Annotated in this window: 21 protein-coding genes; 14 read left to right on the plus strand and 7 right to left on the minus strand. The window is 47.5% G+C overall.

Annotation, left to right across the window (positions count from 1 at the left end; genetic code table 11):
- The first annotated feature begins 554 nt into the window (after positions 1–554).
- The 5 genes from CKW00_RS03615 to CKW00_RS03635 all read left to right on the plus strand — a co-directional run bounded on the left by CKW00_RS03615 (position 555) and on the right by CKW00_RS03635 (position 5998).
- Positions 555–2135, plus strand: coding sequence for an ATP-binding protein (locus tag CKW00_RS03615; RefSeq protein WP_095821420.1), 1581 nt, complete (start codon positions 555–557; stop codon positions 2133–2135).
- Positions 2132–2800: a response regulator gene (locus CKW00_RS03620; protein ID WP_332889036.1), complete on the plus strand. Its 669-nt coding sequence runs from the start codon at positions 2132–2134 to the stop codon at positions 2798–2800. Before CKW00_RS03615 ends, CKW00_RS03620 begins: the two co-directional genes overlap by 4 nt.
- Before the next feature lie 147 nt (positions 2801–2947).
- Positions 2948–3964 carry a tripartite tricarboxylate transporter substrate binding protein gene (locus CKW00_RS03625; protein ID WP_095821421.1) on the plus strand — a complete coding sequence of 339 codons (1017 nt, stop codon included), beginning with the start codon at positions 2948–2950 and terminating at the stop codon, positions 3962–3964.
- Between the two features lie 68 nt (positions 3965–4032).
- The gene (locus CKW00_RS03630; RefSeq protein WP_095821422.1) at positions 4033–4491 is read left to right on the plus strand and encodes a tripartite tricarboxylate transporter TctB family protein; all 459 of its coding nucleotides are present in this window, start codon (positions 4033–4035) and stop codon (positions 4489–4491) included.
- 16 nt (positions 4492–4507) lie between these two features.
- Complete coding sequence (locus CKW00_RS03635; RefSeq protein WP_095821423.1) at positions 4508–5998, plus strand: tripartite tricarboxylate transporter permease; 1491 nt, start codon at positions 4508–4510, stop codon at positions 5996–5998.
- A gap of 43 nt (positions 5999–6041) precedes the next feature.
- Here the strand turns inward: CKW00_RS03635 and CKW00_RS13880 are convergent, their stop codons facing one another.
- Entirely contained in the window at positions 6042–6164 is a 123-nt protein-coding gene (locus CKW00_RS13880) for a hypothetical protein (protein WP_269845272.1), read from the minus strand.
- Between the two features lie 462 nt (positions 6165–6626).
- On the opposite strand from CKW00_RS13880, the gene CKW00_RS03640 reads away from it, so the two are divergent.
- Genes CKW00_RS03640 through CKW00_RS03665 form a run of 6 tightly spaced genes read left to right on the plus strand, consistent with a single transcriptional unit; the run spans position 6627 to position 12339 of the window.
- A complete protein-coding gene (locus CKW00_RS03640; RefSeq protein WP_095821424.1) occupies positions 6627–8024 on the plus strand; it encodes an O-antigen ligase family protein in 1398 nt (465 codons plus the stop codon).
- An 18-nt stretch (positions 8025–8042) separates the two neighbouring features.
- Positions 8043–9140 (plus strand): glycosyltransferase, encoded by a 1098-nt coding sequence (locus CKW00_RS03645; protein WP_095821425.1) that lies wholly within the window; start codon positions 8043–8045, stop codon positions 9138–9140.
- Positions 9141–9614, plus strand: a complete 474-nt coding sequence (gene pssD, locus CKW00_RS03650) for a PssD/Cps14F family polysaccharide biosynthesis glycosyltransferase (RefSeq protein ID WP_008590416.1) — start codon at positions 9141–9143, stop codon at positions 9612–9614.
- Entirely contained in the window at positions 9611–10090 is a 480-nt protein-coding gene (gene pssE, locus CKW00_RS03655; RefSeq protein ID WP_095821426.1) for a PssE/Cps14G family polysaccharide biosynthesis glycosyltransferase, read from the plus strand. The genes pssD and pssE overlap by 4 nt, the downstream gene beginning before the upstream one ends.
- Positions 10091–10127: 37 nt before the next feature.
- A complete protein-coding gene (gene galU / locus CKW00_RS03660; protein ID WP_095821427.1) occupies positions 10128–11012 on the plus strand; it encodes a UTP--glucose-1-phosphate uridylyltransferase GalU in 885 nt (294 codons plus the stop codon).
- A gap of 16 nt (positions 11013–11028) precedes the next feature.
- Positions 11029–12339, plus strand: a complete 1311-nt coding sequence (locus tag CKW00_RS03665) for a UDP-glucose dehydrogenase family protein (protein ID WP_095821428.1) — start codon at positions 11029–11031, stop codon at positions 12337–12339.
- 216 nt (positions 12340–12555) lie between these two features.
- Here CKW00_RS03665 and CKW00_RS03670 read toward each other — a convergent pair whose 3' ends face one another.
- The 4 genes from CKW00_RS03670 to CKW00_RS03685 form a co-directional block, all read right to left on the minus strand.
- Positions 12556–14073 carry a putative polysaccharide biosynthesis protein gene (locus CKW00_RS03670; protein ID WP_095821429.1) on the minus strand — a complete coding sequence of 506 codons (1518 nt, stop codon included), beginning with the start codon at positions 14071–14073 and terminating at the stop codon, positions 12556–12558.
- Positions 14070–14819 carry a WecB/TagA/CpsF family glycosyltransferase gene (locus CKW00_RS03675; RefSeq protein ID WP_095821430.1) on the minus strand — a complete coding sequence of 250 codons (750 nt, stop codon included), beginning with the start codon at positions 14817–14819 and terminating at the stop codon, positions 14070–14072. Before CKW00_RS03675 ends, CKW00_RS03670 begins: the two co-directional genes overlap by 4 nt.
- Before the next feature lie 44 nt (positions 14820–14863).
- The gene (csaB, locus tag CKW00_RS03680; RefSeq protein ID WP_095821431.1) at positions 14864–15946 is read right to left on the minus strand and encodes a polysaccharide pyruvyl transferase CsaB; all 1083 of its coding nucleotides are present in this window, start codon (positions 15944–15946) and stop codon (positions 14864–14866) included.
- 107 nt (positions 15947–16053) lie between these two features.
- Positions 16054–18006: an S-layer homology domain-containing protein gene (locus CKW00_RS03685; protein ID WP_095821432.1), complete on the minus strand. Its 1953-nt coding sequence runs from the start codon at positions 18004–18006 to the stop codon at positions 16054–16056.
- Positions 18007–18340: 334 nt separating this feature from the next.
- Between CKW00_RS03685 and CKW00_RS03690 the strand changes: the two genes are divergently transcribed.
- From CKW00_RS03690 to CKW00_RS03700, 3 genes are all read left to right on the plus strand, one after another.
- Complete coding sequence (locus CKW00_RS03690; RefSeq protein ID WP_095821433.1) at positions 18341–19726, plus strand: N-acetylmuramoyl-L-alanine amidase; 1386 nt, start codon at positions 18341–18343, stop codon at positions 19724–19726.
- Between the two features lie 86 nt (positions 19727–19812).
- Positions 19813–21480 (plus strand): S8 family peptidase, encoded by a 1668-nt coding sequence (locus CKW00_RS03695; protein ID WP_095821434.1) that lies wholly within the window; start codon positions 19813–19815, stop codon positions 21478–21480.
- Positions 21481–21620: 140 nt separating this feature from the next.
- A complete protein-coding gene (locus CKW00_RS03700) occupies positions 21621–23003 on the plus strand; it encodes an N-acetylmuramoyl-L-alanine amidase (RefSeq protein ID WP_095821435.1) in 1383 nt (460 codons plus the stop codon).
- A gap of 242 nt (positions 23004–23245) precedes the next feature.
- Here CKW00_RS03700 and CKW00_RS03705 read toward each other — a convergent pair whose 3' ends face one another.
- Together CKW00_RS03705 and CKW00_RS03710 are read right to left on the minus strand one after the other, a co-directional pair.
- Complete coding sequence (locus tag CKW00_RS03705) at positions 23246–24223, minus strand: C40 family peptidase (protein WP_095821436.1); 978 nt, start codon at positions 24221–24223, stop codon at positions 23246–23248.
- A 236-nt stretch (positions 24224–24459) separates the two neighbouring features.
- Positions 24460–25257, minus strand: coding sequence for a LysM peptidoglycan-binding domain-containing protein (locus CKW00_RS03710; RefSeq protein WP_076571725.1), 798 nt, complete (start codon positions 25255–25257; stop codon positions 24460–24462).
- Positions 25258–25633: the final 376 nt, after the last annotated feature.

A 25633-nucleotide genomic window follows, 5' to 3' on the forward strand; every position in this document is an offset into this window, starting at 1 on the left:
CGGACCAGTTCCGAGGAGTGAATCCCGGGACGTGGTGAAGTCCAGTGAGAGATTTGTAGAAGGGTCCTCACGAATAACTTGAATTACAAAGATAAATGTCAGAAGAAAAAGGTGAGTATTGTGCAGCAGCAAGAGCAATTGAAGGAAGTTTTGCAAAATGTCATCCAGAAGGCAGAAACGTCCGAATTGGCGACTTCCCAGGATGTCATCCAGCAGTTAATGGAACTTCTTCAAAAATGATTATGTAAAAGAGGGTCTGCCTTACTATAAGGCAGGCTTTTTGTATGGGCGATTTCATATTTTGCGTGACTTTCAGGAGCCGGCTGGCTGTTTGAAGGTAAGGAAACCGTGCGAAACGTTCCCTTCACACCTGAAGAAAGTCTCCGAAGGTCACGATAACTGAAGAATCGTGCCCTTCACGAACCAAAACCTTCCCCCAAGGTAACGCAAGCTTCGTAAATTAAATTATCATCGCCTCTATATAATAAGCATCCCTCTTTGTAAATGCATATGTTACTATATCGAAGAGAGATTTACGTAAGGGGGGAGTCGGCATGAATGTAAAATTACAAACTAAAATTTTAGGTCTTGTGCTGTCCTTATTGCTTCTGGTCACTATTGCTTTTACAGGGGCGTATGCTCTGATGGAAAAAGAAGAAGTGGAGGAGGATGTAGGGCAGCTGGCGTTACAGGTCGCTTCTACCATGTCATTTATGCCGACAATTAAAGAAGCATTTAAAACAGAGAACCCTTCAGAAATCATCCAGCCTATAGCCGAAAGTATTCAGGATGAAACCGGTGCCGAGTTCGTAGTAGTAGGAAACGAAGAAGGCGTCCGTTACGCTCATCCCGACGAATGGAAGTTAGGGAAGAAGATGGTGGGCGGTGATAATAGCCGGGCCCTCAAAGACGGGGAATATTATACCTCGAGAGCAGAAGGTACGCTTGGACCATCCCTTCGGGGGAAGGCACCGATCATTTCTGACAGCGGGAATATCGTCGGACTGGTTTCTGTCGGATTCCTTATTGAAGATATCCGCACGATGGTATGGAATGAAATGGAGAACATTATACTTATCGCCACCGGCGTTCTTCTGTTAGGAGTAATCGGGAGCTTTCTCCTGGCCCGCAGCATTCGAAAAGATACCCTTGGTCTTGAACCTTATGAAGTGACATCGTTTTATCAGACGCGGGAAGCGATTTTATCGTCTGTAAAAGAAGGGATTATAGCGATAGATATCCGGGGACGGGTTACGATGATTAATCAGTCCGCCATAGATCTGCTCGGACTGGAAAACGCGGATCCCGGTACAAATATAATAGATATTTTCCCGAATACAGGTATGCTTCGTACGTTGAAAAGCGGCAAAGCGGAGCAGGATGAAGAAATAGTTCTGAATGACAAAGTGGTGATTGTGAACCGTACCCCTATCCTGGAAAAGGGGGAGACAGTCGGTGTAGTCTCCAGCCTCCGCGACAAAACGGAAGTCAGAGAGATGGTCAATACGTTATCCGAAGTGAAGCGCTATTCGGAAAGTCTGCGTGCTCAGACACACGAATACACAAACAGAATGTACGTTTTGCTCGGGCTGCTGCAGCTCGGCAATACGAAGGAAGCAGCAGAAATGATAGAACAGGAGTTTTCAAATTCGGAGCCCCAGCAGAAAATCATTTTTCAGCGCATACACGATGATACGACGCAGGCTATCCTTACAGGGAAAATCAGTAAAGCCTCAGAGAAGAAAGTGAACTTCAAAATTGATGAAGAGTCTTCTCTTGAATATCTTCCTGAGCACATAAATAAAGCCGATCTCGTAACGATCCTCGGTAATATCGTAGATAATGCTTTTGAAGCGGTGCAGCATCAAAAAGAAAAACAGGTCGAGATATTCATTACGGATATCGGTAACGACATTATATTTTCTATAACGGATAACGGACCGGGGATACCTGAGCACATGTACGAGTCCATTTTCCGGAAAGGGTCCTCCACTAAAGACGGAGTAATGCGGGGGTATGGTCTCTGGAACGTGCAGCAGATCATTGAAAAACTCGGAGGGACTATTGAGATTCTCGATAACACAGGAGGAGGTACTGTTTTCTCCGTATTTTTACCGAAAGAGAGGGATAGATGATGAAAGTGATGATCAGTGAAGACGATTTCCGAGTAGCGAATTTACATGAACAGTTCCTGAATACAATAGATGATGTAGATGTCGTTGCGAAAGCTGCAAATGCTGAAGAAACACTTGCTCTTGTGGAAGAACAACAGCCGGACCTTCTTCTTCTTGATGTATACATGCCTGACGAACTAGGTTCACATCTGCTGCCCCGTATCCGGGAAAAAGCTCCGCAGACAGACGTCATAATGATTACGGCAGCGAAAGATAAAGAAACGGTAGAACATTCCCTGAACTACGGGGTAGTGGATTATATCATTAAACCGATAACGATCGAACGTTTCCAAAAGACGATAGAAGACTATAAAAAAAGGACGGATATCCTTAATAAAACCGAAGAGTTCAGTCAGGAAACGCTCGATTTTCTCTTGAACCAGAATGAAGAGAGTAAGGAAGAAGAAGTACCTAAAGGAATCGACCCGCTCACTTTAAAAAAAGTCGAACGTTTTTTAATGAGTGAAAAAGAGGGAGTGACGGCGGAACAGGTGAGCGAAAAGATGGGCGCTTCGAAAACGACGGCGCGCAGGTATCTCGAATATCTGGTTTCCACCGATACTGCTGCAGCCGAAATGAAATACGGAAGAGTCGGCAGACCGGAAAGAAAATATTACCCCTATTGATCAGCTGGATAAACCGGCTGATTTTTTTCGTGAATTTTATTTATTTAATTCATTTAACTTTTCTAATGAAGGATAATTTGAAAACGGTTACATTCAGAAAATTATAATTTAAAGTGAGATTATTACATAAAGAAGGGGAGTTGTAACATGAAAAAACTATTTTTCTTTATCTCTATAATTTTTGTCGTTGTTCTGGCAGCTTGCGGAAGTTCTGAGAACGGAGAATCCTCAGGAGACAGTGAAGGAGAAGGAAACGAAGACTGGAAACCTGAGAATAACGTTGAAATTGTAGCGCCGGCCGGAGCTGGAGGCGGTTGGGACACTACAGCACGCAGTGTAGGTAAAATTCTTGAAGAAGAAGATATTATGGATAAGAGTGTAGGTGTTGTAAACAAAGAAGGCGGCGGCGGTGCTGTAGGGTGGTCTTACATAAACAGTACCAATAACCCCCACAATATTTTCGTTTCTTCTCCACCTCTCATATTTATCCCGTTGAACGGCCAATCAGAGCTCAGCTACGAAGATTTCACTCCTCTTGCTAACATGATTGCTGACTACGGTGCATTCGCAGTGGACGCAGACGCCAAGTGGAATGACCTGAACGAACTGTTCGAGGATATGAAAAAGGATCCTTCCAGCGTAACGGTCGTGGGAACGTCTTCTCCGGGCTCCATGGACCACATGCAGTTTGTCTCTATCGCGAAAAAAGCGGGCGTGGACATTAAAAAAATCAAGTATGTATCTGCCCAGGACGCAGGAGGTATGACCCAGATTATGAACGGCAGCGCGGACGTCTACTCTACAGGTGTTGCTGAGACTGTGGAACAGGTGAAAGCAGGAGAAGTGAAAGTCCTCGGAATTACAGCGGAAGAACGTCTCGACGGAGAAGTGCTTTCCGAATATCCTACTGCTAAAGAACAGGGAATTGACGCAACATTCGTCAACTGGAGAGGGTTCTTCGGCCCGGGAGATATGACGGATGCTCAAGTTTCTTTCTACGAAGAAAAATTGAAAGAAGTGAGTGAATCCGATGCATTTGCTGATATTCGTGATAATTACGGGTGGAACGAAATGTACATGAACAGTGAAGAGTACACCGAATTTATCAAGAAACAGACGGAAGAGCTGGGAACGCTTCTGGAGGAACTGGATATGGGTCAATAATTATGGGAGAAAGGACCTTTTCAACTAAAGGTCCTTTCCTTAAATGAATCAATCAGGGAGGTGTGGTTATGCTGAAAACCATGAACCAGAAAGTCAGTATTTTTCTGATTGTACTTGCGGCAGGTTATTTATATGCAGCGTACAACTTAAAGAAGTATCCGTACGTTCCTGTAGACGCTGACGCCGTCCCTAAAGTGCTCGGATACTTACTGATAGGGCTCGCCATTATTCTGTTTTTCGATAAATCCTCGGAGACTGAAGAAGACAAAGAGAAGCGTAACGTACCGAAAAAAGAAGTTCCGATTATGCTCGGGGTGGGATTCTTTATTTTCCTTTACATATTTCTTCTTGAAATACTCGGATTCGTCGTTACTTCAGCTTTATTCATTTTCGGGTGTTCCCTTTTTCTCGGTTACAGAAAGCACGTTACGAATGCACTGGTGTCGATCATTGTTCCCGGAGTACTTTACGTAACGTTTACGTATCTGCTGAATATCATTCTGCCACAGGGCATATTACCATTTTAGAAAGGAGGAAATACGTATGGGTGCAATGGAAGGGATAGCACAGGGGTTCCAGGTTGCTTTCAGTTTACAGGGTATCCTTTTTGTACTGATCGGTGTCATCGCCGGAACGCTTATAGGTATGATGCCCGGGCTGGGACCAATCAGCGCAATAGCCATCATGATTCCTGTTACTTACGGAATGGAAGCATCAGTCGCTCTCATTATGATGGCCGGAGTGTATTACGGGGCGGTTTTCGGAGGGTCGACCTCCTCCATTCTACTGAATGCTCCCGGCATTTCCGGAACGGTGGCATCGTCCTTTGACGGGTACCCTATGGCGCAGAGGGGGGAAGCGGGTAAAGCTTTAGCGATTGCCGCCATTTCCTCCTTCGTCGGCGGTACTGTATCAGTCGTACTATTGATGCTGTTCGCTCCGATGCTTTCACAGGTCGCCGTCTCTTTCGGACCTGCTCAGTACTTTGCACTTATGTTCCTCGGGCTGACTGCAATTTCAAGTCTGTCCGACGGTTCCACCACAAAAGCGCTGATCACCGCAACGATAGGATTCATGACGGCTACCATTGGGCTGGACAGTCAGACGGGAACGAGCCGTTTTACATTCAACAACCCCAACCTTATGGAAGGTATCGATTTTCTCGTGATTGCTCTTGGTTTATTTGCCATTGCCGAAGTCTGTTTCTTAATCATTAAGAGAAAAGATACTTCCTTAAGCGATCAGGGCGACATTGGAAGTCTTCGTCTTTCCAAAGAAGACTTCAAAGAAATGAGAGGCCCGATGACCCGTCAGTCGTTCCTCGGTTTTCTCCTCGGCGTGCTGCCGGGAGCCGGTGCGACGATCGCCTCTTTCATCGGGTATATTTCGGAAAAAAGGATTGCTAAAAATCCTGAAAAGTTCGGCAAAGGCTCGATTAAGGGGCTGGCCGCCCCCGAGACGGCAAACAACGCTGCGACAAGCGGTGCATTTGTACCGCTTCTCAGCCTTGGTATTCCAGGGTCAGGCACGACAGCCGTCATGCTCGGTGCCCTGCTGGTGCTCGGTATTCAGCCTGGACCGCTGCTCGTCCAGGAAAGCCCGGACGTCTTTTGGGGTATTATCGCAAGTATGTATATAGGGAATATTTTTCTACTGATATTAAACTTACCATTAATACCTTACATTGCTAAAATACTGAAAATATCCAGACCGCTGCTCATTTCACTTGTTATCATTTTCAGTCTGATCGGAGTCTATTCCATCAGTTTCAATACGTTCGACCTTTACGTCCTCCTGTTTTTCGGGGTGGTCGGCTACTTTATGAGAATTCTGAACTTCCCGGCAGCTCCGTTCATACTGGCATTTATACTCGGAGGGATGATGGAACAGTCGCTGCGTCAGGCCTTAACTGCTTCCGGCGGAAACGTTATGGCCCTGATATCCGATCCCGTATCGATAAGTTTGTATGTAGTGAGTGCTTTGTCATTTATCGTCCCTTTAATTCGTACGAGAAAAAATAAATCAGCTGCATAAAAAAGGTCCGCCTCATTTTTGAAGGCGGGCTTTTTCGTGCCCTTCAGAAGCTCTTCATCCGCCCGAAGGTAAGGAAACCGTCCGAATCGTGCCCTTCGACCACAATAAAAGCCTCCGAAGGTAACGATAACTGAAGAATCATGCCCTTCGCACCTCCAAAAAGCATCTGAACGTCACGATTTCCTGGCCGCCTTCTTTTCTCCGTTACACCTTTGTACATACTCTCATAGTACGGTAGAATAGATGAAGATAAATAACGGTGTGCATCTTTATTTCCCCGGAAATACTACAATCCTCTGCTGCCGGATTTGAGGGAAGGGAGCACGGAAATATACTTTTTATTATAGAAACGTATAACTTCCTTACTATTTTCGAAAAAGAAACTGGATTGCCCCCCCTTTATCGAAGCGATTTAATGTTATAATGTTGCAGTGCAACTTTAATGATTGATGAAAGAGGTTGTCACATGGAAGAAGCACGGAGGTCGCAAAACCATCAGCACGCATACAGCGAATCACACTGTTACATAAAAAAAGTATCATCACAGACATAAAATATCTTTATATCCGAAAAGGCTATCTTTAGGAGCCGTGATAGATATGAAGAGATACCTAGGAGGATTTATTAAATGCAAGCGATCAGCGATAATAACAAATTGAAAAAAGGGCTGGAGGTATATTTCCTGCTGTACATTCTGCTGCAGCCTTTTCTTGATATCACAGCTTTCGTGAATCTGCCTGTCTCTGAGCCTGTACGTGTCCTTTCCATGGTGGCGGGTGTTTTTTACGTCGTTTTCCTGACGGCGCCGTCCAGAGGAAAGAAAATAGCTCTCCTGTACATTGGAGCAGCCGCCGCATTTTTTGCTTTGAATCTTATTAATAACTATATTTTCAAAGATCCGTTCTCGATAGTAGCGGAGATTACTTACTTAACAAAAACAGCATACGTTGTAATGATGATCGTCATTTATTACTTTGTAATTGAAGCTCTTTACTCAAGAATCAAGTGGAAAGCTCTGATCAGACAGCTCGTATTCTGGGCCATCTCTGTCGTGAGTATCGTCATGGTCACGGCGTCCATAACGGACACCGGAAAAAGGAGTTATGGTTATCTCGCGAAAGAAGGGCACTCCGGATGGTTCTTCTCCGGTAATGAGATCAGTATTATTATCGGCATGGGCTTCGGTTTCATGCTGCTCGCCTACATGGTCCGTGACGGGGAGAAAGAGTCACTCTGGAAGCTTCCGCTGGTGGGTCTGACTATTTATGCGGCTCTGACCGTCGGCACAAAAGTCGCCCTCGGTTCCATACTCGCACTTCTCGCCGTAGGTATTCTGGCAGCGCTGATTCAGTGGTGGAAGAAGAAGGGATGGCACAATGTTGTCGTATTGCCCGTCCTTCTTCTGCTGACGGTTATAGCTGTTCCTTATACGGCTATCGGGAATAACCTGGATCTGACGATAAGTCAGATTGAAGAAGAGCAGGAAGCGCAGCAGGACAACGACCCGGCAAACAGCCCGGGCGGAGGTTCAGCGGAAGAGGGGGGAGAGACTGCGGACAACAGTACCGGAGAAACTTCCCAATCAGTGGAACAATTACTGAGCAGTCGCGGTGACTTCTTTGACGCGCAGCTGGTGGACTATAAAGAAGCGGTCATCACTCAGAAACTTTTCGGCATGGGCTACGGCGGCAACTACGAAGGAGAGGCGAAACTGGTGGAGATGGACTTCTTTGACTGGTTCTTCAACTTCGGAATTATAGGCTTTATCCTGTTGAGTGCTCCCATCTGGTTCCTTCTCGGAAGGACCGTCGTATTAATTGTCAAAGCGAAAGGGAAAGTGTTCACGCCGTACTTCCTGCTTACAGGAACGGCTGTCGGTCTCGGACTCGGAGCTGCATTAACCGCCGGGCACGTATTGTCTTCTCCGGCTTCCGGTTTCTACCTAGCCCTTGCAGTCGTTTATTTAAACTTCGAAACGTACCAGCTGTATAGACAGAATAGCCGTGAAAGCTATCATTTCAGATAAAAAAGGAGCAGCTTCTTTATGAAGAGAATCTTAGTGATTTCCAATATGTATCCGGGAAAACGAAGCAGAACATTCGGTATCTTCGTCAAGAATCACGTGGAAATGCTTCGCAGTCGCGGTTTTGAAATAGACGTACTCGGCATCCGTGACCCGCGTATGGGGAAAAAATTTGTCATACAGAAGTACGTGAAGTGGCTTGGTAAGTTTGCCTGGCTGCTTCTTAAGAATAGGAAAAAATACGACGTCATCCATGCCCATTACGTATTCCCGAGCGGTCTCCTCGCCCGGATCTTCAAAAAAATATCCGGAGCCCCTATGATCGTCACTGCTCACGGCGGAGATATCGACCGGATGGCAAGAAAAAACAATCTGATCGCCGGAGAAACGAAACGGATACTCCGGGATGCGGATGCGATCATCGCAGCCGGAGAAGGATTGCGGCAGGATATGATCAGCGATTTCGGCGGGGACCCGGAGAAAATATCCGTCCTCAGCATGGGAGTGGACCGTAACAAATTCTACCCGCGGGATAAAAGTGTCAGCAAAAAAATGCTCGGGCTTGATGTTAACTGTTTTCATATCCTGTACGTAGGCAATATAATTAAAGCGAAGGGAATCGAAGAGCTGGTGAACGGTTTTCGGGAAGTAGAAAAGCAGAACAGCAGCGTTCATCTTCACCTCGTCGGCGAAGTGAAGGAACCGGACTTTTACAACGAAGTGAGAGCGGCTATTCCGGAATCGCCCGAAAGTCGTATCCATTTCCACCCTTCCGTCAATCAGGATAAACTGGCCGAGTGGATGTCGGCGGCCGATCTGTTCGTCTTGCCGTCCCACATGGAAGGCCTCGGTCTCGTCGCTATCGAAGCGATGGCCTGCAATACGCCGGTACTTGGTACCCGCGTCGGCGGGTTGCAGTATGTGCTGGCAGACGGAAGAGGCGAACTCGTAGAACCTCGGAATGAACGGGCCCTGGCCGAACGGATGAACAAGCTTATCAACGACCCGGAATTGAGAAAAACGTACGCAGAACAGGGAGAAACGATGGCACAGAAACATGATTTAGAAACGGTGGTACGTAAGCTGGGACAGATGTACGAAGAGATGGGGGAGAAATGAATGGGTAAAGATAAAAAATTACTGCTGATATCTTCAATCGGGGGACATCTCACTCAACTCCTTCAGCTCGAACCATTGTTTTCCCAGTATGACTACCACATCGTGACCGAAAAATCGGCGATTACGAAACAAATGAAGAAGAAGCACCCGGTCTCCTTCCTCGTTTACGGGGGCAGGAACTATCCGGTGCGGTACATTTTCAAGTTTTCCTTCAACATCATGAAGTCTTTTTTTCTTTTCTTAAGAGAAAGGCCGGACGTGGTAATTACGACCGGAGCTCACACGGCGGTGCCGATGTGCTACATAGCGAAGCTGTTCCGTAAAAAAGTGATTTACATCGAAAGTTTCGCCAAGACTACATCCCCCAACCTGTCCGGCAGACTCGTCTATCCGATCGCCGACCTTTTTGTCGTGCAGTGGGAGTCGATGAAGAAAGTATATCCGAAAGCAGTGAACGGGGGGTCGATCTATTGATTTTCGTAATTCTCGGTACACATGAACTCCCCTTTCCGCGGCTTCTGAAAGAAGTGGAACGGCTGAAGATCGACGGGGTCATTGATGAGGAGATTATCGTGCAGAACGGTCACACGTCCTACAGCAGCGAATACATGACTTTCTCTCCTTTCGTCAGCTATGAGGAGATGGACAAGCTCTTCGATCAGGCGGACCTGATCATTACTCATGCAGGAACCGGATCGGTGACGACCGCCCTCAAAAAAGGGAAGAAGGTGATTGCAGTAGCCCGGCTTGCGGAATTCGGAGAGCATAACGACGATCACCAGCTCGAACTGGTTAACGTTTTCGAGGAGCAGGGACATATCCTCAGCTGGGCCCCGGGCAAAGATCTCGCGGAAGTGATCGCCAAATCCAGGAACTTTGAACCGGAGCCTTTCGTCTCAGGAAAAGCCGGTATGATTAACCTTCTGGAAACATATATAGAAAATTTATGATAGAATTGAAGGAAATGGATAGAAAGGTGGAGGTCAAATGAAAGTGAAAAAAGCTATTATCCCGGCAGCGGGACTCGGTACACGTTTTTTACCTGCAACAAAAGCCCAGCCGAAAGAAATGCTTCCCATCGTAGATAAACCGACAATCCAGTATATCGTCGAAGAAGCAGTGGAATCGGGGATCGAGGATATTATTATCGTCTCGGGCCGCGGGAAGCGTGCAATCGAGGATCATTTTGACAAATCATATGAGCTTGAAGAAAAGCTGGAAGAGAAAGAAAAATATGATCTGCTTAAAGAAGTGGAGGATATCTCCAACCTTGCGAACATCCACTACATAAGACAAAAGGAACAGAAAGGGCTCGGTCACGCCATTGCGACTGCCAGTCGGTTCATCGGCAACGAACCGTTCGCTGTTCTTCTAGGGGACGACATCGTGCAGGCAAACGGTACTCCGTGCCTGCGTCAGCTGATGGATGTATATGAGAAGGAAGAAGCATCCGTCGTCGGCGTCCAGGACGTTCCGGAGAACCAGGTCTCAAGCTACGGAATCATTAAGACGAAGAATAACGAGGAGCTGTCGGACGGCTACGTCGAAGTCGAGGACCTCGTCGAGAAACCTGCTCTGGAGGACGCCCCGTCAAACCTTGCGATTATGGGCCGGTATATACTCACTCCGGAAGTGTTCGACATCCTTGAAACCCTTCCACCGGGAGCCGGCAATGAAATCCAGCTCACGGACGCTATCAAAAAGCTGACGAATACACAGAAGGTTTTGGCTTACAATTTCGTAGGCGAGAGATTCGATATCGGTAACAAACTCGGGTTCATCGATGCCCAGATAGATTTCGCACTGAATCGCAGCGATTTGAAAGAGGATATACTGCAGCTTCTTGAGGATAAACTGGAAAAATATAAGTGAGGAAACAGGTGAGACAATGAAAATTTCAGTAATTGGTACAGGATATGTAGGACTTGTCACAGGCGTCTGCCTTTCCGAAGTCGGCCACGAGATTACCTGCCTGGATATCGATTCCAGAAAAGTCGAGCGGCTGAATCGTTCGGAGTCGCCTATTTATGAGCCGGGTCTTGAGGATATGATGAAAAAGAATATCGATGCAGGCCGTCTTGATTTCACGGACAGCTACGAGACGGCCATGCGGGGCCGCGACATCGTCATCATCGCTGTCGGTACGCCGCAGGCGGATGACGGTTCCGCAGAGCTCGTTTACCTGAATAATGCCTGCCGCAGCATCGCCGAAACGATGACGAACGACATGATCGTCGTTACGAAAAGTACGGTGCCGGTCGGTACGAACGAGCACGTGAAGAACGAAATCGAGAAACACCATAACGGATCTTACAGCGTCGAGGTCATTTCCAATCCGGAATTCCTGCGCGAAGGTTCCGCTATTCATGACACGTTCAACGGGGACCGCATCGTCGTCGGAGGTGAGAGTGAACAGGCCGTTGAAAAAGTGAAGAGCATATTCGAACCGTTCGGCGTTCCGATCATCATGACTGACCTGCGCAGTGCCGAAATGATCAAGTACGCGTCGAACGCCTTCCTTGCGACGAAGATCAGCTTTATCAACCAGCTCAGTAATCTGTGCGAACGGATCGGCGCAAACGTCGAAAGCGTCGCGAAGGGTATGGGCATGGACAAGCGTATCGGCGACAAATTCCTGAACGCGGGAGTCGGCTATGGCGGCTCCTGCTTTCCGAAAGATACGAGCGCCCTCAGTGCCATCGCTCAAAGTGTAGATTACGACCTTACTATCGTGGACAGCGTCATCGCTACGAACGAAGGGCAGCAGCGTATTATCGTGGACAAGATTAAGAAAGTTTTCCCGGATCTTGAGAATAAAAGAATCGCCGTTTTAGGCCTTGCGTTCAAACCGAACACGGATGACATGAGAGACGCGCCGTCAATCAAAGTCGTACGTGAACTCGTTGATGCAGGAGCCGAGGTCTATGCCTATGACCCGATTGCGAGCGAGAACGCGAGGACATATCTGCCGGGAGCGACCAACTACATGGATTCGGTCGAAGAAGCCATCGACGGTAAAGATTTCGCCGTCATTATGACGGATTGGAAAGAGATCAAGGAGTATTCGCCGGAGGACTATGCGAAATCTCTCACTAACCCTGTCGTTTTCGACGGCCGCAACTGCTACGGCCTTAAAGAAATCGAAAACACGGGACTTGAATATCATTCGATAGGACGTCCTACTGTTTACAATAAATAATTTAAAGCCACGGAGGCGATAGAACGCTCCGTGGCTTTTTTGTATCTTAATCGTTACGTTGAGAAGGAGAATCTGAGGCTGAAGGTCACGATTAGGCAGTAATCGTTACCTTCAGTAAGAAAAATAACATCCGAAAGTCAGGATTCCCCCGTAATCGTGACTTTCAACGCAACGACAAACCCCCGAAGGGCACGCAAACTGCAGCTCCCCGATGTCTCACCGTTTAACGAGCAGTTTCAGCTCCTGTAAGGACACTACTCTCAAAGCGAGTAAGCTGCCTGCATAAACTAAGGCCCCCGCCGAAAGGGAAATCATTACAAACAGAAAAGCTTCTCCTCTCGCCCAGACCCCGGGGGAAAAAAACAGGAAAGGTACAGCCATCGCCACTCCGGCCAGTACAGTACTGCCGAGCAATTGCGGAAACCGGTCGGGCACCAGACGCAGCTGCACATTTTTTTTAATCAGAAGCGTATTTCCTGCATAAATAAGCGCAAAGACAAGAATATTGATGACAGCGGCACCCGTGAGCCCGAACACGGGAACAAGCAGCAGGTTAAGAACAAGTTTCAAAACGGCAGCTGTTGAAATGACCACAGCCGCCTGTTTCCCTTTCCCGAGTCCCTGCAGTATACCTGTCGTAATAATGGAAAAGGAAATGAACACAGAGCTCGCTCCGAGAATGGCCATGACTAAGGTGCCGGCTGCATCGGTGAACAGGGCCACGTTCAGCGGAAGGGCCAGGACGACAAAACCGCAAGCCGCCGGCCAGGAAACCAGATGATTCCACCTGTCTGCATTACGGATATCCAGTTTCACTCCGGAGACATCGCCGGCTGCAAGCCGGTGCGAGATGGCCGGAAGAAGGGGATAGATGACGGCTGTTGCAAAAACGGTCGAAATCTGAATAAGCGATAAGCCCCGGCCGTACAGGCCGAAGAGGTAGTTCGAGTCGGCCCTGAGACCGGCGGGAATCGTAATGGCGTCCACGAACTGAAGCAGTGGCACGGTGAGGGTACCGAAAGCAATCGGGAGCGAGATTTTCAGTATGTATTTACTCCATACCCGGAAATCTTTGAGCGTATAGGTTCCGGTGAATTTCCTTTTCGCAGACGGCACTTTCGAGTAACGGAATGCGAGATAGATGAAAGATGCGGCGACTCCGACCGTCGAACTTGTCATGACGAATCCAGCTGTGGAGGAGGCGCTCAACCCCACTCGTACCGAGATATAGGCTGCGCCTATAATCACCGCAACTCGAGCAATCTGTTCCATGACCTGGGAGAGAGCCGTAGGTTTCATATCACCGCTGCCTTGAAAATATCCTCTGTACACTGCCATGGAAGGAGCGAATAGCAGAGCGAAAGATACGGCCCGGATCGCAGGGAGGGTGGAAGGCCCGCCGAGAGCTGCGGCGAGCGGAGAAGAAAATAAATTAACGATAAGAAAAGCGCTGACTCCGAGGAGCGCGCCTAACACGTTGGCGGTTCTATGTATGACCCGGATCTCCCGGGAACTTTCCCTTTCTGCAATCAGCTTCGACAGTGCAAGCGGTATACCGGCTACGGACAGAGTGAGCGCTACCATATATACCGGGTAGACGAGCGAAAAAATACCGAGTACCGAGTCACCCGCAATATTCTGGAGCGGAATTCTGAAAAAGCTTCCGAGAATTTTTGAGAGAAGAATCGACGCGGATAATAGAACCGCACCTTTCATAAGCCCGTTCGTCTTCATTTTCGCATCCGCACCTTTTCTTTAAGTACGCTGAGAGCAAACTGGGGGAGAGAAATCATGCGTCTCCATCTTGCAGGCTGCTGGAGGAGACGGTACAGCCATTCCAGGTTGCAGTTCTGCCAGGAGATGGGTGCTCTCTTCGTAACGCCGGCAAGTACATCGAAGCTGCCTCCCACGCAGAGGAAGACACCTTTGTCGAATCGGTGATAGTTTTCGGCGACCCATTCTTCCTGACGCGGTACTCCGAGCCCGACGAATATAAGGTCCGGCTCCAACGCCCGGATCCGGTCCACAATCAATGTCGTCTCTTCTTCATCATGTATGTTGAAGTACCCGTCGTGATAACCGGCGATGTGCAGATTCGGGTAGTATTTCTCAAGGTTACGCACAGTCTGGGTGATGACTTCGGGTTTAGCTCCGAGCAGGAAAATTTTATAGGAATATTCCTGGGAGACTCTTATAAAATCAACCATAAGGTCGTACCCTGCGACTCTCTCCGGAAGAGGGTTGTTCATGATCCGGGAGGCTTTAACGATACCGATGCCGTCTGCGGTAATATACGAAGCGGACAGGATAGCACTCATATAAGAATTGTTCTTCTTTGCCGTCATAACGATTTCCGGGTTGGCAGTTACGACAAATGATTTTTCCGCGTTTTCGATATGAGAAATGAGATTATTTTTAAGTGTATGACGATCGATACTGCTTACAGGTATCCCGAGGATATCCACGTTCTTCGTTTCCATATGAATCTCCTTTAGTGATTTACAGAGTTCTTTCGGCGACCGGTTCAGTCAAGCCTCTTTCTGAAGTAACGGAGGGCCAGTCCCGGGGTTTTTTCGGCTTCTTTTATAAGAAAGCGGACGGTTGTACAATATTCCGCATAATTATCCTCATCTGACAGATGTTCGAAAGACGCGTTCATTTTAGCGGGGTCCCACGTTTCTTTTTCATCATTTACGTCTCCGAGGACCGGCTGTTTCAGTTCTTTTGCGAACGAATCGATCTTCGGGTCGTACGAAATAGCTGCGAAAGGAACGAAGGCGTTCGCCGCCAGAATAAGAGAGTGCAGACGCATTCCTATGAGGAGAGCGGACGACTCGATGAGTGCCGCTTTCTCTTCAAGAGATAAATGAGAAGGGCTGATCAGGGGCTCCGTTTTCATGAGATGTGCAATATCTTCGGCAGCCTCCGTGTCCGGGACGCCGTGCATCGAAATGAAAAGAACGGTATATCCTGACTCTGCAAGGCGGTCGAGAGCGGAGGCGAGCCCCTGCCTGTAATCTTTTGATACGGGCCAGTCGCGTAAGCTGACCGTCACGATTTCGGAAGTGAGTTTCTTCTCCTCAAGCCAGGTGCAGGAGGGTGTTGCGAATACGGAGCCGAGAACCGGATCCGGCGAAATCGAAAAAGGTCCCTTCGCTCCGAGTCTGTGAAGAAAATCGAGCGACTCCACGTCTCTCACCGTACCTTCCACGTTCTTCAGAGTTCTCCGGGTCATAAGACGGGAGAGGGGACGTTCGAGCGGGCCCACGCCCTGGCTGTAAAGAAACACAGGTTTATTATAAAATTTAGCGATACTTACAATAGAAGTGTAATAAATAAGGGTATTGAGGCTCGTTACATCCTGAAACAGGCTGCCTCCGCCGCTGATCAGTCCGTCTGCCTGACGGATGACCCTGAGGATCTGAGCCATATCCCACCTGTTTACGGCTTCCACCTCGTAGTTACTGCACGTAGTGACGGGGTCGTTGGAGAGGACGGTAAGCCGCACTCCGGGTTCCTGCCGGCGAAGCTGATAAACCATCGCCTGCAGAATAGCCTCATCCCCCGTATTTTGAAAACCGTAGTATCCTGATATGACCAGGTGCATAAATTCTCATCCTTTATTTTCCTTATGGTTTATATTTCACCATTTCCATTTTATCACGAAAAGAACAGGGGAGTAATCATTAAAAGCGATTACTCCCCTGGTGCCGATTATTCAGCGATATTGAGTTTTTCCAGATTCGTTCCATATCGTCCGTTATGGCTGTAAACGAATCCTTTACCGTGATCGACAGGTTTCACGCCAGTTTTTCCAGATTCATAGTCTTTCGTCGTAACTTCATACCACGTACCTTCACTCGATGTGTTCACCGTATCAAGAACCTGTACGGTACTTCCTGCTTTCCCGAGCGAGTAAATTTTGCCGGCGGAAGTTCTGGCGCTGGTGCGGACGTTCGTGTCCGGCTTCAGTGTTTCCGCCAGAGGAGAAGCGCCGAGCTCGCTTTTCACACCATATTTTTTGCTTAAATATTTATCGGCTCTGTACATATGGCCGGCGATTTTCTGTCCCCAGTACGGATCTGAGGCGTAGTAGACGTTTATACCGGAGCTCTTGTTGCCGAGATGAGCTCCGTAGCTCTTCCACGTATTCTCGAAATAGCCGGGAACGATGAAATCTTCCGCCGCTTCAAGAATGCCCGTTTCGAAGTTCTTATAGGAGTAGGCGCTTTCGTACGGAGTGCCGTCTCTCGCTCCTATACCGAACAGGTTGTTTTTATCCTGGGCGATCCGGCTCTTACCCCAGTTACTCTCATGGATGGCGTGGGCCATCAGGTACAATGCGTTCGTTCCGTGCAGTTTTTCGGCTTTCTTGAAGTCATCACCGGTGCCGATTAGCGGACTGTTCGGCTGTTCGGCGGCGATGAAATTGTCGAGCTGTTCCGCAGTATAGGACGTATCACTGTAAAGAGGGAGGCGGTTGAAATACTGATACGCATCTCCTGCTTTGCTGCCATTTTCGTTCAGAAAAGTGTTGCCATTATAGCTGTAATACTTCCGGCCTTCCTGCATGAAGGAAGGAGCTTTTCCATATACGTAGGAGCTTCCTGATTTAAGGGACGTATTGTATTTGTAATGATACAGATCTCCGTTCTTCGCATAGTAATACGAACGTCCCTCAATCATGGAGGAGGGGATGAGGTTGATATCCTCCTGAGCTACATAACCGACAGTATCAGCAAGCTGGACTTTCGCATAATCTTCGGTGAGGTCGAGCAGTTTCACTTCGACACCTGACGTAAAGTACGTCAGAGAGCTTGAGAGATTCTTATCTTTGTAAATGCTTGTGAAAGTGTTCGAGACCGCTTTCCCGTCTTCGATCCAGGCGATGCTGTTACCCTTAAGCACTACCTGGCCGGAAGAGGCGTTGGAGACAGCCTGATCGTATGTTTTATAGCTTTTGTGAATGAGAGGATCCTTGTCTTTGCCGAGTGTGGCTACGCTGTAGTTATATTTCTCTTCCGGAGGGTCCAGTACTTTCAGCAATCTGTTGATCACGGCTGCCGTTTCCCCTCTCGTAGTAAGGTCGGAAGGAGCGAAGTAAGAGCCCCCGTTAATTACTTTCCCGTTGATGATTTCCAGTCCCGTAAGAATCTGGACCGCTTCTTTCGCATAAGATCGGATCTTCCCGTTGTCTTTAAACGTCAGAGGTTCCGTTTCCGTAACGATTCCTTTGGATTTGGCTGCATTCATCATAATGACAGCCATATTCTGACGGCTTATTTTCTCGTTGGGTTTAAAAGTACCGCCCGGGTATCCCTGGATCAGTCCTTCGTTGTTGGCGACGAGTATATAAGGGTAATACCATCTGCCCGAATCCACATCGGAAAAAGAAGTTGGATCGAGCGACTGCAGCTCAGTGATGACTTCTTCTGTCACCGGTAGATCAAGCGCCCTTGTGATGAACGCTGTGAACTGAGCGCGCGTCACCTCAGCTTTTGGCCTATATGTACCGTCCTCGAAGCCCTGCATTATTTCTTTATCTATCAGCGACCTCATATCTTCTTCAAAAGGTGACCCGGAAATATCGTCCTGCGCGTGCAGGGCCGGGGCGGAAATGGACAGGAGTATCAATAAAGTGGCCAGAAAAACGGAAATCCTTTTCATTAAACAAACTCCTCCTTGTGCTTTTTCGTTCTCTATAATAAACTATCAGATTGAACCACTTTTGAATAGATGAATTTTAGGGAATAACAACAAATTTTTAAGTAATTTATTCTCCACCTTCTGAAAATGCCGGTAAATAAGCGTTTAGACGTATAAAAAAGGGAAATTATACCCGAATTTTTCATCTTAAAACCGGAAATTTTATAATTAGTTAAAAAGTCCTGTTTAATAAACTTAAAATAAATCGATACAACAAATAGTGAGGAAAAATTCTCGTGCTCCCGTCATTCGGACCGGAGCGATAAGTAATACATTCGGAAAAGGGGTTAAGTGAATGAAAGGGAAGGGTTTACGCTATTCAATCGTCGTCCTCGTCGCTGTTCTGTTGTTGAGTATGGGAGCAGGCAGTGTGTCAGCTGACACGGTCACCGGGGTTCCCGGTAAGTACAGTAAAGAAATAAATTATTTGATCGGAGAGAACATCATCAAAGGGTATCCGGACGGAGATTTCCACGGAGATGACAAAGTTACGAGAGCCCAGGCTGCGGTCATGGTAGGGAGAATGCTCGGACTTTCCGGTGAAAAAAGAAGCACGGATTTCCCTGATGTAAATAAGAGCTTGTACGCTTCCGGATACATACAGTCTGCTAAAGAGAAAGGTATCATCACCGGTTTTCCGGAGGGTGACTATCGTCCGAATAAGAGCATGACGCGAGCGGAAATGGCTTATCTGATTGTAAAAGCGTTGCGTCTCGAGACGAAGAGCGACGTTACGTTCACGGATATCCCGAAATCCTCGAAACTTTATGACTATGTGAATAAGCTCAGTACGGCAGGTATTTCAGAAGGTTTTCCTTCCGGAGAATATAAGCCGGACAGAATCATTTCCCGTACGGAGTTCTCCCTGTTCGTTGCACGCGGCATGAACAAGGAATTTAAAGTTTCGTCGGGTACGGAAGAGCCGATGGAAGTGCTTGAAAAGCAGATTGTTACGGCTGATTTCCTGAACGTAAGGAATGGAGCCGGATCGAATAACCAGATCGTCGGCAAAATTTATACGGGGGATACCGTCTCCGTTTATAAGAAAGAAGGCAGCTGGTACTACATTTCTTCCGGCAACATAAAAGGGTATGTGCATTCCGCGTACCTGATGGATAAGCCATCGAAGACGTATAAAATCGCTATCGACCCGGGACACGGGGAAAGAGATCCAGGCGCTTCGGCGAACGGTATCGTGGAGAAAGAGCTCGTGCTTGATGTGAGTAAGAAAACGCGGGAGTACCTGGAGAACGCAGGAATGGACGTAGTAATGACGAGACAGTCGGACTGGTATCCTTCCCTGTCAGGCCGGGTAGCTATCGCCGAGCGTAATAACGCTACGGAATTTGTAAGTATTCATGCAAACGCCGCTTCGGAAGGCGCAAATGGTGTAGAGACTTTCTATTACGCAAGCGGTATGACGGGCAGAGAATTCAACAGCTATAAGCTGGCTAAATTCATTAACGAAAGACTCTACAAAGAGATGGATATGACGGACCGGGGGGTTAAGAACGGGAACTTCCACGTTATAAGAGAAACTTCATTGACAGCTGTCCTTACGGAAATCGGTTTTCTGACGAACAAAGAAGATGCAGGAAAGCTGAAGACCCAGCACTACCGTGAGGCCGCAGCGAGAGCGATTGCACTTGGAGTCATGGACTATTATAACTGGAAAGAATAAATGGAATAGAAGCGGACGAACTCTGTCCGTTTCTTTCTGTCGTTTTCCGCTCAGAAGAGCTGGCGGATAAGACAGGAAAAGAAAGGATGGAATGGATGAAGGATATGGGCAGCAAACTCCTGCTCGCAGGCCTTCTGGCGCTGGTTGCGGCGTCCGGAGGAGCGGTGACGGAGAACGTTTCAGCCGAAAGCAGTTACAGAGTGGTAGTCGGATTTGAAGAGGGCACCTCGGGCAGATACAGAACTGCAGGGGAAGGGGAGCATTTACATACGTACGATTCTCTGAATGCTGTATCTATGAAGATGAACCGTGAACAGATCATCGAGATGCAAAAGAAGCCGGAGGTGGCCTGGGTCGAATTTGACCAGAAGGTCTCTGTAGCTGCAGAAAGAGAAACGTGGGGATATAAAGCGACGGAACCATCGAAGGCAAGAAGCTGGGGTCTTACGGGGGAAGGCGTGAATATTGCGGTTATCGACACGGGAGTAGCCAAAGATCATCCGGATCTCAACGTCCGGGGCGGTGTGAATACGATCGAGGGCTCGACCGGATGGGCGGACGACAATGGCCACGGTACCCACGTTGCGGGCGTACTCAACGCCCAGCCGAACAATAGAGGAACAGTCGGTATAGCTCCCGATGCCGATCTTTATGCTGTCAAAGCCCTGAACAAAGACGGGGACGGCTGGGAAAGTGAAATCATTGCAGGGATCGAGTGGGCTTTCAAAAAAGATGTGGATATCATCAATTTAAGCCTTACGACCTGCAGCTCCTCCATTCCTATGAAGAAAACGCTTGAGAAAGCGGAAGAGAAAGGTGTCGTAGTTGTTGCCGCCTCCGGCAACAAAACTCCCTGTAACGGAAGGTATCTTCCGGACGTCATGTATCCGGCACGCTATGACAGCGTCGTCGGTACGGGAGCGGTGAATGATGAATTCCAGAGAGCCGCTTTCTCCTACGGAGGTAATTCTCTTGACGTAGTCGCACCGGGCACCGGAGTATACAGTACATATGTAGATGCAAAGACAGGGGTGAACGGATACGAATATTTGAACGGTACTTCCATGGCAGCCCCTTTCGTGAGTGGAGTATTCGCGCTGAACAGAGAAGCCTATCCTCATTACACTATCCAGCAGCTCAGGAAAGAAGTGAGAGACCGGTCGAAAGATCTCGGACCAAAAGGAAAAGATAAAGACTTCGGTCACGGTCTTGTCCAGGCTCCGGTCAATCCTTTCAAAGATGTGTCTTCCGGCCGCTGGTACTATGAGCCTGTCCGCAAGCTGTACGTCGATGGGACAGTTACAGGGTTTAGAAATGCCACGTTTCGGCCGGATGGGAAGATCAGCCGTCAGGACGTCGTTACGATGCTAGGCAGAACGTTGAATCTGGAGGAAAAGGACTCGAATACCGGCTTCCCGGACGTGCAGGAGAATTCGTACAGTGCGGGGTATATATCCGCCGCTGTCGAAAAAGGATTCATCAACGGCTTTCCGGACGGAACGTTCGCTCCGCGTAAAAATATCACCCGCGGCGATATGGCAGTCATGCTGGACCGGGCTTTCCAGTTTCCGGAGGCAGGCAGATCCTATTTCTCGGACGTAAACGGCCGTTACTACACTGAACCTATAAATGCCGCTGCAAAAGCAGGAGTTCTTTCCGGGTACAGGGACGGGACATATCAACCGTCCGAACCTGTAAGCCGTGCGGAACTTGCTAAAGCACTTTACGAATCAAAAGAATACTCATCCAGGTAGTTACTCACCAATATTACAAGATCATTACAATAATGTTAAGAAACTATTAGTATGCAATAATCATCTATTAATAAAATAATAGTATATTATAATGAACAAAGAATATTATAAAAATTTGAAAAAAAGGGAGTTTTAACCACATGATCAAAAACTTTAATAAGGTTGTTGTGTTCATGGTCTTTGCTGTTCTTTTCACTGTCGTTCCGCTGAAGGAAGCGAACGCTGCCGTTACAGGAATACCGGGCAGCTATAAGTCTGAAATCAACTACCTCATCCATAAAAAGGTAATCGCCGGTTACCCGGACGGTCGATTCAGAGGAGATGAAGAAGTAAGCAGACAGCAGGCCGCCACGATGGTCGGCAGGGCTCTCGGTCTGAATAACAGGAAGCGGACTACGGAATTTCCCGATGTAGATAAAAATTCGTACGCTTCCGGATACATACAGTCTGCCAAAGATAAAGGAATCATTACCGGTTACCCGGATGGCACATTCCGTCCTCAAAATACGATGACAAGGAAAGAAATGGCCTACCTCGTATCCAAAGCTTTCAATTTCTCTAACATGAGCGGGGCCTACTTTACGGATGTCAAAGGGCCCGGTTCCGGCTACAGAGCCGTGAATAAAGTGGCGACAGCAGGAGTAAGTAACGGAACACCGGACGGCAGATTCCTTCCGAACAATAAAATCACAAGAACGGAGTACTCCCTGTTTCTGGCCCGCGCTATGAATAACGACTACCGGGTGGAACGTGATCTCGCGGTACAGGAAGAAAGGATAATCTCAAGCAGCACTCCCCTTAATGTAAGAATCGGCCCGGGGACTGGATACAAAGTGATTAATCAGTTCAAAACGGGCAGAACTGTCCGTGTCCATAAAAAAGTCGGAAACTGGCTTCAGGTCTCCTATGGAAACACGCTCGGGTTTGTACATGCAAACTACACGACTTCCGATGTAAGCAGCTCGAGAGTCGTCGCGATTGACGCCGGTCACGGCGGCTGGGACCCGGGTGCTTCCGGACATGGGGTAGTAGAAAAAGAAGTGAACCTGAAAGTATCAAAACTTGTAAGAGACAAACTCGCAGCTTCAGGAGTGAAAGTGGTAATGCCGCGCCGGAATGACACATACATTTCTCTTTCCGGACGAGTGGATTACGCGCAGCGTAATAACGCGGATACGTTCGTAAGCATTCACTCCAACTCTTTTTCGAGTGAAAATGCCTCGGGAGTAGAGACGTATTACTCGGCGGCAGCACTTGGACCGAGAGCGTATAAGAGTTACAAACTGTCTCATTTCATTCAGAAACGCCTTGTGAAAGCCATGGATGCTTCCGATCGTGGTGTGAAAGAAGCAGGATTCCACGTAATCAAGAGAACGACCCTGCCTTCTGCACTTGTCGAGCTTGGATTTGTAACGAATAGAGAAGAAGCCCAGAAACTCGGATCCTCCTATTGGAGAAACAGAGCGGCCAATGCCGTGTCCCGGGGTATTATTGACTACTACAACTGGGAGGAAAGAAGATAGACGAAAAATGAGCCTGCAGCTTAGCTGCAGGCTTTTGTTTGTATATAGAGGAGAGGAGCAGAGACTCCTGCTCGCTTTCTAAAACGATATATAACGCTAGAATATGAATAGCGGCGTACTGTTCAGATAGCACCGGTGAAAAACGAAATAGAGCCAGTCAATGTTCCGGTGTTAGTGGCTCTGTCATTTCTCAAATACTGATAAAGCAGTCTTCTGTCGTGAAACAACAGGATCAATCCGTATTAGTTGATAGCATTATAGACAAAAGCGGCAAACTCACTTCTTGAAGTGGTCTTTTTAGGACGGAAAGTGTTGTCTTCGTAACCGTTCGTAATAGAATTGGAAGCCAGCGCCTGAATGTATTCATAAGACCAGTTGTTACTGCTCACATCCTTAAAGCCTACTCTCCCGCTGCCGGAAAGGTCGAAAGCCCGCGTGAGGACGGTGGCGATCTCTTCACGTGTCATATGTTCTTCCGGTCTGTACGTGCCGTCTTCGTAACCTTCAATCAATCCTTTGGCTGCCACTGCGTTCACGTACTTTCTGGACCAGCCGGATAAGTCAGAAAACCTGTCTCTAGAAGACGTACCCAAATTCAGTGCCTCGCTGATCATTTTAGCTGCTTCTCCGCGTGTGACGTTATCTTTCGGACGGAAGTAACCGTTGTAACCTTCAATGATGCCTTTATCGCTTATGTATGAAATCTTCTTAGCTGCCCAGTAATGATCAGGGACGTCACGGAAATCAGTAATGGTGTTGGAAGAAGTGTGGGACTGGTCTTCTTCGAACACACGGCGTGCTCCGCTATAGTTACGTTTCCAGTAGTTGTAGTTAAGAGACGTTACGTCAATGTCATCTCTTGAGTTCTCTGCAGAAATCATTCTATCGTTACCTATGTAAATACCTACGTGATAGACGGGTTTACCGAAGAAGACGAGGTCCCCTGGTTTCAAATTCGACCGGCTGACATATTTCCCCTGCCTCGCCTGCTGACGGGACGTGCGATTCAGTTTGACACCGTTTTTCGCATAGACGTAGCGGGTGAAGCCGGAACAGTCGAAACCGGATGGAGTAGTACCTCCGTAAACGTACGGTGAACCTGAGTATCTGTAAGCTGTATCAATAATACTCTCCGCTTTGCTTTGTGCGGATGAGCCTGGAGCGAATAATAAGAATACTGCTGCAAATGTAAATAAAAAAGCCGCCAGTCGCTTAATCATATGTAAATCCCCCTGTAAAGTTATTTGTTTCAAGCCTAGCATACGAAAGTTTTAGACAAGTTACAGATTTATGACAATTGGGTTACAGCCGTTTTATGATCCGTCAAATCGGGAATACTTTGGTTTCTTAAATTTAGTGGATTCCCGTTTAACTTCCTGATAAAAGTGACTGATTCCAAAAGAAAAGCGTCCACCCGCACGGGGAGGACGCTTCATTCATTTAGACTCTGCTATTATTAGTTAAGAACTTTAACGGTTACGTTGCGACGGCCGAAGTCAAGAGCGTCGCTGTTGCTAGGCATGAAGACATCGATACGGTTACCTTTGATAGCACCGCCAACGTCACCGGCGATTGCTGTTCCGTAACCTTCAACCCATACCTTGGACCCAAGTGGGATTACGTTAGGGTCTACAGCGATGACTTTCTGGTTAGGGTTAGCTCTAAGGTCCTGACCTGTTGCAGTTGTACCGCTGCAGCCTGCACAGTAAGCAGTGTAAGCAGTAGCTTCTGCTGTGAACTGTTTAACGACATCGCCCTGGCTGCTGCTTTCTTCGGAAGAAGCAGAAGAAGATGCAGTCGTGTTACTTTCTTCAGAAGCTGTGTTATTACTGCTGGATTCGGACTTCACTGCAGTGGATCCGCCAACAGACAGCTGATCACCAGGGTGGATCAGGTTAGAAGAAAGGTTGTTCCAGGATTTGATCTGGGAAACGCTTGCTCCGTGTTTTTTACCGATAGAGTAGATCGTGTCTCCGGATTTAACTGTATACGTATTCGATTCGCTTGCCTGGTTGCTGCTGCCGTTGTCGGAAGCAGAAGCCTGACCGCTAACTGTAAGGGACTGGTTAGGGAAGATCAGGTTGGAAGAAAGATTGTTCCAGGATTTAAGCTGGCTTACAGAAACATTATTTTGCTGGGAGATGCTCCAAAGCGTATCTCCACTATTTACGTTATATTCTTCCGCGCTTACAGTAGTCGCGAACGCTCCTGTCAAAGCTGCGGTAGTTGCTAGAGTAATCATTTGTTTTTTCATTTTAAAATTCCTCCTGTGTGTTTGAAAATTCCGTGTCTCATCTGCACAACCACAATACTAAAGTCATTAAACATTAAAGTTAAGAACAAAATGCTAACATTCGTATTGCAAATCTGACAGTTATATTTCAGTGAAGTTACAGTAAAAAGAGAAACCCTGTAATGACGGGGTTGAAACGGAATCCCTCTACCTGAAAATAAAAGCGAAAATATGATAAAATTCCTTGAAATAATGGTTGCATTTCATATTTTAAGAGTTTAAGAAGGAAATTTAGATAAATTACCCGTGCTTTAGAACAACTTTTTTGAACTGTACAGATGTGCCGCTGATATGTAATGAAATGTGTGCGTATAATATAGAAGAAACTCGTCAAAAA

Source organism: Salimicrobium humidisoli (assembly GCF_002295105.1).
In the GTDB taxonomy this organism is placed as follows: domain Bacteria; phylum Bacillota; class Bacilli; order Bacillales; family Halobacillaceae; genus Salimicrobium; species Salimicrobium humidisoli.

Excerpts from the sequence above, each read along its gene's own strand:
- CKW00_RS03645 (WP_095821425.1), top strand. The coding sequence starts at position 8,043 with ATGAAGAGAATCTTAGTGATTTCCAATATGTATCCGGGAAAACGAAGC.
- csaB (WP_095821431.1), bottom strand. The coding sequence starts at position 15,946 with ATGCACCTGGTCATATCAGGATACTACGGTTTTCAAAATACGGGGGAT.
- CKW00_RS03640 (WP_095821424.1), top strand. The coding sequence starts at position 6,627 with ATGCAAGCGATCAGCGATAATAACAAATTGAAAAAAGGGCTGGAGGTA.
- CKW00_RS03675 (WP_095821430.1), bottom strand. The coding sequence starts at position 14,819 with ATGGAAACGAAGAACGTGGATATCCTCGGGATACCTGTAAGCAGTATC.
- CKW00_RS03615 (WP_095821420.1), top strand. The coding sequence starts at position 555 with ATGAATGTAAAATTACAAACTAAAATTTTAGGTCTTGTGCTGTCCTTA.
- CKW00_RS03710 (WP_076571725.1), bottom strand. The coding sequence starts at position 25,257 with ATGAAAAAACAAATGATTACTCTAGCAACTACCGCAGCTTTGACAGGA.
- galU (WP_095821427.1), top strand. The coding sequence starts at position 10,128 with ATGAAAGTGAAAAAAGCTATTATCCCGGCAGCGGGACTCGGTACACGT.
- CKW00_RS03635 (WP_095821423.1), top strand. The coding sequence starts at position 4,508 with ATGGGTGCAATGGAAGGGATAGCACAGGGGTTCCAGGTTGCTTTCAGT.
- pssD (WP_008590416.1), top strand. The coding sequence starts at position 9,141 with ATGGGTAAAGATAAAAAATTACTGCTGATATCTTCAATCGGGGGACAT.
- CKW00_RS03670 (WP_095821429.1), bottom strand. The coding sequence starts at position 14,073 with ATGAAGACGAACGGGCTTATGAAAGGTGCGGTTCTATTATCCGCGTCG.
- CKW00_RS03620 (WP_332889036.1), top strand. The coding sequence starts at position 2,132 with ATGATGAAAGTGATGATCAGTGAAGACGATTTCCGAGTAGCGAATTTA.
- CKW00_RS03690 (WP_095821433.1), top strand. The coding sequence starts at position 18,341 with ATGAAAGGGAAGGGTTTACGCTATTCAATCGTCGTCCTCGTCGCTGTT.
- CKW00_RS03695 (WP_095821434.1), top strand. The coding sequence starts at position 19,813 with ATGGAATGGATGAAGGATATGGGCAGCAAACTCCTGCTCGCAGGCCTT.
- CKW00_RS03625 (WP_095821421.1), top strand. The coding sequence starts at position 2,948 with ATGAAAAAACTATTTTTCTTTATCTCTATAATTTTTGTCGTTGTTCTG.
- CKW00_RS03630 (WP_095821422.1), top strand. The coding sequence starts at position 4,033 with ATGCTGAAAACCATGAACCAGAAAGTCAGTATTTTTCTGATTGTACTT.
- CKW00_RS03705 (WP_095821436.1), bottom strand. The coding sequence starts at position 24,223 with ATGATTAAGCGACTGGCGGCTTTTTTATTTACATTTGCAGCAGTATTC.
- CKW00_RS13880 (WP_269845272.1), bottom strand. The coding sequence starts at position 6,164 with ATGCTTTTTGGAGGTGCGAAGGGCATGATTCTTCAGTTATCGTTACCT.
- CKW00_RS03665 (WP_095821428.1), top strand. The coding sequence starts at position 11,029 with ATGAAAATTTCAGTAATTGGTACAGGATATGTAGGACTTGTCACAGGC.
- CKW00_RS03700 (WP_095821435.1), top strand. The coding sequence starts at position 21,621 with ATGATCAAAAACTTTAATAAGGTTGTTGTGTTCATGGTCTTTGCTGTT.
- CKW00_RS03685 (WP_095821432.1), bottom strand. The coding sequence starts at position 18,006 with ATGAAAAGGATTTCCGTTTTTCTGGCCACTTTATTGATACTCCTGTCC.